The following is a 9,136-nucleotide window of genomic DNA, read 5'->3' on the forward strand; positions in this document are numbered from 1 at the left end:
AATATCAGGGAAAAAGCTTCGTTAACTGTTCGCTATGTCTCCGAACAAAGTGTTCGCGATGTCCCCGGTCCATACAGGGAGAGGGTTGGGGTGAGGGCTGGCGGGTTACGCACAAGCGCATTCATGACGAGCATTAATCAGTCAGCAGCGAGTCCACCAGCGCACGGGCCATCTCCATGCTGTGGATAACATTCCACAGCTGTTCGGCTTCAAGGCCTGAAAGGTGGGCGCTGATGTCGTCGGCGTTTAACTCTGCGCCTTTAAGCAGCAGCGAAACGTGTTCAAGCGCGTCTCGTGCGGGAATACCGGGGTGGGTGGCGAACAGCAGCGTGCCGCGATGGGCACTGGTGTGGAAGGCATCGAGGGGTGGGTCGGGGACGATTTTATCCATGTGTGCATACCTTGAGCAGTCTGAGAGAGGCTGCCACTGCCCGCTGTCATACGGAAAGGGTGGCAACTGCATGCGGGTGACAGACCGGGAAGGTATGCAAGCCCGGTGCACTCGAAAGTGCCCCGCACACAGCCGCCATAACGCGTGCTGGCATTACCTTGTTCGCGGTCTGTCAAAACCGGCCACTGAAATCAGTGACCCGTCGAGACTATCCGCGCCGTTCCAGCGCCACAAGGCGGTGAGGATTCTCTAGGAAAGGTCCTGCGAATGAAAGGGACGAAGCCGGTGCAGGCGTTGCGAATTGTGTGGGAAAAAGCCCCTCTCCCGGCGGGAGAGGGCTAAAGCGGCTTCAGCGGCTCAAATACATCCGCGTGGTCAGCAAATACACCGGCAAGCCCGACACCACGATCAACAGCGCGGCATAAGGCGCCGCCGCCGCAAACTCGACATTCGAGGTGTGTGCCCATACTTGGGTGGCCAAAGTGTTAAGCCCGGTCGGGCTCAGCAGCAAGGTGGCGGTCAGTTCTTTCATGGCGTCGAGAAACACCAGTGCAAACGCTGCGCCCAGCGCCGGGAAGATGATCGGCAAGGTCACCCGGCAAAACGCCGAGAACGATGAAGCGCCCAAGGTGCGGGCGGCTTCTTCCAGTTGCGGGGCGGCCTTGTTTAGCGCGGTGCGGATCGGTGCTTGCGCCAAGGGTAAAAACAGCAGCGCATACGCCACCAGCAGCAACGCCGAGGTCTGATACAGCACCGGCACGTAATGCAGCGAGAAGTACACCAGCGCCAGGGCAATGACCAGGCCCGGCAGGGCGTGCAGCAGGTACGGCAGGCGTTCGGCCCAGATCGCCAGTTGGCCTTTGTAACGCACCACCAGCAACCCCACCGGCACCGCCAGCACCAGACACAAGGCAGCACCGCCCAACGACAAAGCCAGCGACGAGAACAGCGCCTCGCCAATCGCCGCCATCGGGAAGGCCGCCGAGCTGCCCTTGATCAGCCAGTACGCCAGCATGCCCAGCGGGATGCCGCTGCCAATCACCGCCAGCAGCAGGCAATACACTTGCCCGACCAGCGACCACTTGCCCAACCGTACCTGTTCGGCGCGCCGTGCAGCGCCTTGGCCGATGCGAATGTGGCGGCCTTTGCCGCGCGCTTTCAGCTCCAGCCACAACAGGCTCAGGCACATCACCAGCAGCACCGCCGACAGCATCGCCGCATTGGCGTTGCTGAATTCCAGTTCAAATTGCTGGTAGATCGCGGTGGTGAAGGTTTGCAGACCGATGATCGACAGCGCGCCAAATTCCACCAGCATGTGCAAGGCAATCAGCAGCGAGCCGGCCAGGAGCGAAGGCCAGAGCAGCGGCAGGGTGATCTTGAAAAACACCCCCCAACGGTTTTGCCCCAGGGTACGCGCCGATTCTTCCAGGGCCGGGTCAAGGTTGCGCAGAGTGGCGGCGACTGGCAGAAAGATCAGCGGGTATTTGGACAGGCTCATCACCAGAATGGCCCCACCCAGGCCTTCAAAGCTGGCGCTCAGGGACACCCAGGTGAAGCTGCTGACGAACGCCGGGACGGCAAACGGCAGGCACAGGATCACGCCCCACAGGCGCCGCCCCGGCAAGTTGCTGCGTTCCAGCAGCCAGGCCAGCGACAGGCCGACCACGGCGCAGGTCACGGTGACGCCCACCATCAGCAGCAGCGTGTTGCGCATCAGGCCGAACACATACGGCCGCCACAGCAGGCTCAATGCCTGCGTCCAGCCGGCTTGCCAGGCTTTGGTGGCGACATACAGCAGCGGCAGCAGGCTGAGCCCGACCAGCAGCAGGACGGGCAGCAGCAGCCAGATCGACGGCCTTTTGCGCTTCAGGGTGTGGCGCACAGGGTGGGCAGTGGCGAGCATCAGAGCAGGCCGGTTTCGCGTTCGAGGTCCAGCGCTTCTTCAGCGTTGCCCAGGTCAGCCGGGGTGATTTTCGGCGCTTGCAGCTCTTCGAATGGCTTAAGACCACGGTCCGACACCATGCCTTTGCGCATCGGGTATTCGGCGGTGGTGTTGGTGATCACTCGCTGGCCTTCTTCGCTGGCCATGTAGGCGAGTAATTGCTGGGCTTCTTTGGGGTGTTTGCTGGCTTTGATCACGCCTGCGCTGGACACGGTGATCAAGCCGCCCGCATCACCGTCGGTGAAGTAGTGCAGTTTGGAGTCCAGTTTGCCTTTCTCTTTTTCCAGGGCGAACCAGTAGTAGTTGTTCACCAGCACGGTGGCGACTTCGCCGTTTTCCACCGCTTTGAGTGCAACCATGTTGTTGGTGTAGGTTTTGCCGAAGGCGCGCAGGCCGGTCAGCCATTCTTCTGCGGCGTCGCGACCGTGCAGTTTAATGATGGCCACGGCCTGTTCCTGGAAGGCGCCGCTGGTGGGGACGAAGCCGACTTTGCCTTGCCACTCGGGGTCGGCGAAATCGAGTACCGATTTGGGCAGGTCTTCTTCTTTGATCAGCTTGGGGTTGAACGCCACGACGCGGGTGCGGGCAGTTACGCCGATCCAGGTGCCATTGGCGGCCACGTATTCTTTGGGCAGCGCTTGCAGGGTGCTGTCGTCGGCCTTGGCCAGAAAGCCTTGCTCGCCCAGGTTGTTCAGGGGCGGCGATTCTTCGGCGTAAAACACGTCAGCCGGGGAGCGGTCGCCTTCTTCCATGATCTGGCTGGCCAGTTGGTTGCTGCTGCCCTTGCGTACGTTGACGTGAATGCCGGTTTTGGCTTCAAAGGCGGCGGCCAGGTTGTCGCCCACTTCTTTGTGCTGGCCGTTGTACAGCGTCAGGGTGACGGGGTCGGCTGCGTAGGCGGGGGAGGTCAGTGCAAGACCGAGGATGGAGAGCGTCAGGCCGCGCAGTAGAGATGTCGCAAGCCGGGTATTTCGGAGCATCATTCGCTGGGTTCCTCACTTTGGTACTACAAAACTTGTAACAATAATAAACGATATTGTTTCTCAAGTGCGCTTGACCCAGCGTCCAATTGCGCTTGTGCGACGAGTTGTGATGTTGCTTGCGTTAAAGCGTGTCGAGAAAACTGCGCAAGGCTCGCAGTTCGTCCTTGTCCAGGTTCAGTGCTTTCAGGCGTTCGCTGGTGCTCGGAAACAACGGGTCATTGGCCTGTTGCGCGGTGGGTCGCGGGCGCGGCATGCCCATGTTGTAGAACGCCAGCGTACCTTCCATGTTGACGAACAGGCCGTTGTGCATCCACGGCGCGGTCTTCATCACCAGGCGCAAGGACGGGGTGCGAAAGGCGCCCACATCCTGTGGCTGGCGTGTCACTTCATAGCGCCCCAGGTCTTCGTATTTGCGCCCGTAATAACTCAGCCCCACGTTATGGAACTGTTCGTCGCTGAGGGCCGGGCCAAAGTGGCAGTTCATGCAGCGCGCTTTGGTGCGAAACAGGTGCAGGCCGTAGAGCTGCTCATCGCTCATGCGCTGCGGGCGGCCGCGCAGTAGTTGCTCGAAGGCGGTGTTGCGCGTGGCTTTGACCAATGTGCGCTGGAAAGTGGCCAGGGCTTGCCCGGTGAGTTCGGGGGTGATCGGGCCGGGGCCAAACACTTGGGCAAATTGTTCTCGGTAAGCTGCATCGGCATTGAGCCGTTCAAGCAACGGCGGGATATCAAAGGCCATTTCCACGGGGTCGACGATGGGGTGCAGGGCTTGTTGCTCTAGGCTGCCGCCCCGGCCGTCCCAAAACAGGTGGGTGCTGTAACCGCTCATCACCAGGCTGGGGGCATTGCGGCGTCCGCTCTGACGATCATGCCCAAACGACACCCGACGACCATCGGCAAAAGCCATGTCGGCTTCATGGCAGGACGCGCAGGCAATTTGCCCGGAGCGCGACAGTTTGGGGTCGTTAAACAGCTTTTTACCCAGTTCGGCTTTGGCCTCGCTGAAGGGGTTTTCGGGCGGTGCCGGGGCGTGGTCGGGCAGGGCGGCCATCTCTTGCCAGGGCACATCAGGGTCTACCTGCGGGACAGGCCATTGGGCGACGGGCTGGCGATACAGTTGGGCGACGCAGGCCGTGTACTGGGCGGAATTCTCATCGCAAGCGCTGGCTGCGTGGGCGTCGAGGCTGCCCAACGCCAGTGCAGCGCTGAAGCAGGCGGTCAGGCGGCTCAAAAGGTGTACCCCACTTCCAGCATGAATTGGCGCCCGACTTCAAAGGTGGGCAGGCCGCTTGTCTCGGTGGCACCGACGATTTTTTTGTCCAGCAGGTTGGTGACGTCGAGGTTGACGAACACGGCCTGGTCTTTGGCAGTGGGCATTTTCCAGGCCAGCCGGGTGTCCCAGGTCAGTGCGCCGGCATACGGTGTTTCGGCCCACACGTAAGCTTCGGAGCCTTCATGCACGACTTTTTTGCCCGTGGCGGCAATGCGGCGATAGCCATCGCGATAGCGCAGGAAGTTGCTCCAGGTGAGGTTCAAGGGGTCAATTTCGGTGATGGTTGTCAGGCGTGCTGTCCATGGCCGGTTGTAGTTGGTCGCAGGCATGTCGGAATACTTCATGAACTTGCCGTCGTACTGGATCGTCGGGTCTTCAACGTAAATGGCGCCGATGCTGGCGTTGTAGTTCGACAGGCCGGTGTTGTTGATCTTGCTCCAGTCCATGGCGAACTGGCCCGAGGTGCGGGTGCTGCCCAGGGTAAAGGCTTGCAGCGGGGTGATGGTGAGGGTGTAGATGTCGGCGTCGCTTTTGCCGCCGTTGTAGTAGGTGTAGTAGTTGGCCGTCAGGGCGCCGGAGTCTTCGGAGGGCTGGCCGATTTGCGCGCCCCAGGCGCGGCTGACTTGTTCGCGGCCCATGCGCTTGACGTATTTGACGGCGAACTCGGTGTCCCACTGCACGTGGCTCAGGCCCAGTGTCAGTTCATCGTCATAGGGCACTTTCAACTGGTTGAACTTGCTGTCGTTGGCGTTTTGCTTGCCCATCACCCAGTCAGAGGTCTGGCTGGCCCGGCTGTATTCAGTGCCCATGGCGGCGATGCCGTCGCGCAGACGGTAGGCGTACAGGTTGCGCCCGTAGTATCGGTTGGCGCCGCCGGTGATGCGGGTTTTGTTGTCGCCGAACACGTCCAGTTCAATGGCCAGGCGTGGGGCTACCGTGGTCTGGTTCATGTAGTTGTCGCCGTCGATGCGCACCCCGGGCCGCACGGTGAGGCGTTTGTAGCGCATTTCATCTTGCAGGTATAACGCCCATGAGCGGGTGTCGAAGGCGACTTTGCCCTGGGTCAGGGTCATCTTGTTGGCGTATTGCCCGGCCCAGCCATTGGCGGTCTGGCCGATGGAGCAATACGGGTCGTTGCCCATGCAGGTGTCGGTGCTGGCGACGCTGTAGCTGCTGTAAGGTTTATTGCGTTCATAGCTGGCCGAGCTTTGCGACAGTTCCAGGCCGGTTTGCAGCGCGTGGTCGATGCCCAGCCACTGGACGCTGTTCCAGTCGGCCTTGAGTTTGTAGGCCAGGGTCTTTTGGGTTTCTTCGATGTCGCCAAAGCCACCCTCGGTGGCGAAAGCCGAGGTGCTCCAGTCTTTGCTCGTGGAGGTGCGCCATAACACCATGTAGTCGCTGTCGGAATAGCGCGAGGTGTTCAGTTCACTCCAACTGAGGTTTTGTTCGACCCGGGCCAGTGGCGCATTCCACACCAGCCGTGCGCTGAGGCTGTCACCGCCGGCCTCCATCTCGCGGGCAGAGAGCACTGAGTTGGGGCCAAAGGTTTTCGCGGTTTCCGGGGCGTGGGTCAGGCTGACGTCGAGCTTCCAGTCGTCGTTGACCTGCCAGGCGGCCTTGAGGAAGTAGTTGTCGATGCGTCGGGTTTGGGTCTCGGCGGCGTTGGCGGTTTCGGTCTGGTTGGAAATGGCAAAGACTCGGGTCGGAATGGTCGAGTCTTTACGCGAGAAACTGCCCAGCAAGCCGAAGTTGTCTGTCAGGTGCCCTTCGAGGGTGGCGCGGGTAATGACTTTTTTAAACTCGGGCTGGCTGCTGTTGCCAAAGCCCGCCTTGAAGCTTTCAAGGTCGGGGTCGTCTTCATTGAGGTGGTAGCGGGTCCACTCGGAGCGCGACATCTGCACCGACAGTTTGCCGTGAAAGTCTTTCTTGGGGTCGCGGGTATTGGCTTCGACCACGCCACCGTTAAAGCCGCCAAATTCCACTGGCACGTTGCTGTCATAGACCTTGATGTTTTCCAGCAGGTCGGTGTCCAGGGCCATGCCCTGGCTGCGCCCCGGCAACTCGTCGAAGTCGTCGTTGCTGTTACCGGGATCGAGGTCGTTGTTCATGTTCATGCCGTCGACCACAAACAGGTTTTGCCATGGGCGCGCGCCGTTAATGCTGATATCGGCCGGGGCAATTTCGCCGGGCGTCTTGCTGCTGAGCTGATTGTTGTCGAACTGTACGTTGGGGTTGGTGCGTAGCAGGCTGGTTATGTCGCCATTGCCTGAAGGCAAGTTCTCGATCATTTGCCGATCTATCACTTGCTCACCCTGGAAAACGGCGTCCATGGCGGTAATCGGTGTGCTTTTGATCAGCAAGACGTCGCTGTCGGTGGGCGGCAGGATCGATGCGCTGTCTGGCGAGGTGACTTCCCATTGCAGGCCGCTGGAGCGCAACAGGCTAGCCAGGGCGTGTTCCGGGTCCAGGTTGCCGTCTACCGGCGCGCTGCTTAAACCCGTGAGCAGGGCGCTTTCGGCGCTGACCTGCCATCCCGACTGCTGCGAAAACGCAATCAGCGCGGTAGCCAGCGGCTGTGCGGATATCTGGAAATGCTGACGGTCAGGTTCAGCCTGGGCGGCGAGGGGCAGCGCCGGTAAACCCAGAAGCAGGCCCAGAGACAGTGAGCGCACGTAACGCAAACGCAGAGAAAGCATGAGAGGACCTACGAAATGAAACGCCTTGGTCACTAATGCGAATCTTTATCAGTGACGTTCGTAGGTAAAGACTCTCGGCTGCAGGAGATTTCCAGAAATAGTTGAAAAAAGATTTACGGCGCGTCGGTGACGATCAAGGTATACGGCAGGCCGTCTTGCACGGCGCCGCCCAGCGGGGCGATGGCAGCCTGCAAGGCGCGTTTTGGATCGCGCAAGTTCAGGGCGGCGGTGATGCGCCGTTGGCCCAGTGCTTTGTCTGTTAGCAGGATCAGGCCGGGCTGATAGCGACGCAGTTGTTTGATGACGTCTTCTACCGATTGATCGACCGCAACCAGTTGCCAGCGGCGCCAAGGCGCGATGGACTCATTGGGCCATTGTGCCAATCGGGTTTGGTTGTCTGCCGCGCTGTAGCTCAAGTGATCGCCGTGATGAAGGCTGGCGGGCTCAGGCGCCGTCGGGGTTTTTACCGCGACGGTGCCGCTTTCAACGCTGACCTGTACCTCGCCGTTTTCCACGCTGACGGCAAAGGCGGTGCCGGTGACACGAACGCGCACCTGCCCGGCATTTACGAAAAACGCGCGATCTGGCTCGGACTTGACCGAGAAAAATGCCTGGCCCCGCAACAGCGTGACCTGTCGCTGCTCGGGGTCGAAGTGCACATCGGCCACGCTGTTGCTGTCGAGCAGCATGTGGCTGCCGTCGCTCAGGGTGATGTCACGATGCTCGGCAGTAGGGCTGCGGTAATCGGCCTGCAGGGCTTGCCAGTCGGGCAGCAGCATAAACACTGCGCAGGCCGCAGCGGCTGCGCCGATCCATGAGTACTGGCGGCGGCTAAACCGGCGCGGCGCAGGCGTGGCCACTGCAACCTGTGGCGCGGCGGCGGCGGGCGGGTTCGGCAAGCTCAGGGCTGCGCCGCTCAGTTGCCAGACTTTCTGCGCCTTGCGCCACGCGGCGTCGTGTTCGGGGGCGCTGGCTCGCCAGTCATTCAGGCGGCGGTTGAGTTCGGGGTCGTCAGGGTTTTGCTGGATCAGCAGCAGCCAGTCCAGCGCTGTTTCCCAGACCAGATTCGGAGGGGGCGTATCAGTCATCGCTCAGTTGTTCCGCGCAGTAGGTCAGGGCATCGCGGACCAATTGATGGGCCAGGCTCACAGAGATACCCAGCTGGGTACCAATTTGTTGGAACGTCAGGCCTTGCAGTCGATGCAGGACAAAGGCCTGTCGAGTACGTTCAGGCAGGCGGGACAGAGCATGTTGCAATTTACGCAGCTCGTCCAGATGCAGGGCTTCTTGTTCAGGGGAGGGCGCGTTGGAAACGTGCTCGTCGAGCTGTTCGTCGCGCAAGGTGTGGCGGTTCTCCAGGGTGACCCGGCGGTTCAGGTCAAAGGCCAGGTTGCGCACGATCCGGTACAGGTAGCCGACCGGCTGAGTGAGCGGGACCAAGTTGTCGGCCCCTTGGCTAAAGCGTAACCACGCATCCTGAACCACATCTTCGGCCTTGGCGCGGCAACCCACGATGGGGGCGGCATAGTCCACAAGCGCATGTCGATGCGTGAGGTAGAACTGAAGTCTTTCGTTGTTGTCGGACACTCGAATCCAGGAAGTCGCACAGGCGATCTGAAGGTGGCCGGATATTAGTGCGAGTGAGATGGATTATCAAATACAACGATGGTGTACTGGATAGAAGGTGTCAGACCAAGGGAGGGGGGAATGCCGGAAACTAAAAAGCCCGCTTTCGCGGGCTTTTAGAGTGGTTTCACAACCGGGGGCTGTAAACCTGAATTGGTGCCCAGAAGAAGACTCGAACTTCCACGGCCTTGCGGCCACCAGCACCTGAAGCTGGCGTGTCTACCAATT

At 60.6% G+C, this 9,136-nt stretch carries 7 protein-coding genes; all 7 read right to left on the reverse strand.

Annotated elements, in window-relative coordinates:
* Positions 1–133: 133 nt before the first annotated feature.
* Positions 134–391, reverse strand: coding sequence for a DUF3077 domain-containing protein (locus tag AAEZ03_RS25055; RefSeq protein ID WP_053225174.1), 258 nt, complete (start codon positions 389–391; stop codon positions 134–136).
* A gap of 349 nt (positions 392–740) precedes the next feature.
* Positions 741–2,294 (reverse strand): ABC transporter permease, encoded by a 1,554-nt coding sequence (locus AAEZ03_RS25060; protein ID WP_278940591.1) that lies wholly within the window; start codon positions 2,292–2,294, stop codon positions 741–743.
* Positions 2,294–3,316 carry an iron ABC transporter substrate-binding protein gene (locus AAEZ03_RS25065; protein WP_123751160.1) on the reverse strand — a complete coding sequence of 341 codons (1,023 nt, stop codon included), beginning with the start codon at positions 3,314–3,316 and terminating at the stop codon, positions 2,294–2,296. Before AAEZ03_RS25065 ends, AAEZ03_RS25060 begins: the two co-directional genes overlap by 1 nt.
* Positions 3,317–3,437: 121 nt before the next feature.
* The gene (locus AAEZ03_RS25070; RefSeq protein WP_350582324.1) at positions 3,438–4,544 is read right to left on the reverse strand and encodes a cytochrome-c peroxidase; all 1,107 of its coding nucleotides are present in this window, start codon (positions 4,542–4,544) and stop codon (positions 3,438–3,440) included.
* The gene (locus AAEZ03_RS25075) at positions 4,541–7,282 is read right to left on the reverse strand and encodes a TonB-dependent receptor plug domain-containing protein (RefSeq protein ID WP_350582326.1); all 2,742 of its coding nucleotides are present in this window, start codon (positions 7,280–7,282) and stop codon (positions 4,541–4,543) included. Before AAEZ03_RS25075 ends, AAEZ03_RS25070 begins: the two co-directional genes overlap by 4 nt.
* 113 nt (positions 7,283–7,395) lie before the next feature.
* Positions 7,396–8,370 carry a FecR family protein gene (locus AAEZ03_RS25080; protein WP_153338385.1) on the reverse strand — a complete coding sequence of 325 codons (975 nt, stop codon included), beginning with the start codon at positions 8,368–8,370 and terminating at the stop codon, positions 7,396–7,398.
* Positions 8,363–8,869: a sigma-70 family RNA polymerase sigma factor gene (locus AAEZ03_RS25085; protein ID WP_350582330.1), complete on the reverse strand. Its 507-nt coding sequence runs from the start codon at positions 8,867–8,869 to the stop codon at positions 8,363–8,365. Before AAEZ03_RS25085 ends, AAEZ03_RS25080 begins: the two co-directional genes overlap by 8 nt.
* Between the last annotated feature and the right edge of the window lie 267 nt (positions 8,870–9,136).

This window comes from Pseudomonas sp. HY2-MNA-CIBAN-0224, assembly GCF_040310285.1.
Lineage (GTDB): Bacteria > Pseudomonadota > Gammaproteobacteria > Pseudomonadales > Pseudomonadaceae > Aquipseudomonas > Aquipseudomonas helleri.

Bases quoted from the DNA above. Each gene is read 5' to 3' on its own strand.
- AAEZ03_RS25055 (WP_053225174.1), bottom strand. From the start codon at position 391: ATGGATAAAATCGTCCCCGACCCACCCCTCGATGCCTTCCACACCAGT.
- AAEZ03_RS25060 (WP_278940591.1), bottom strand. From the start codon at position 2,294: ATGCTCGCCACTGCCCACCCTGTGCGCCACACCCTGAAGCGCAAAAGG.
- AAEZ03_RS25075 (WP_350582326.1), bottom strand. From the start codon at position 7,282: ATGCTTTCTCTGCGTTTGCGTTACGTGCGCTCACTGTCTCTGGGCCTG.
- AAEZ03_RS25065 (WP_123751160.1), bottom strand. From the start codon at position 3,316: ATGATGCTCCGAAATACCCGGCTTGCGACATCTCTACTGCGCGGCCTG.
- AAEZ03_RS25080 (WP_153338385.1), bottom strand. From the start codon at position 8,370: ATGACTGATACGCCCCCTCCGAATCTGGTCTGGGAAACAGCGCTGGAC.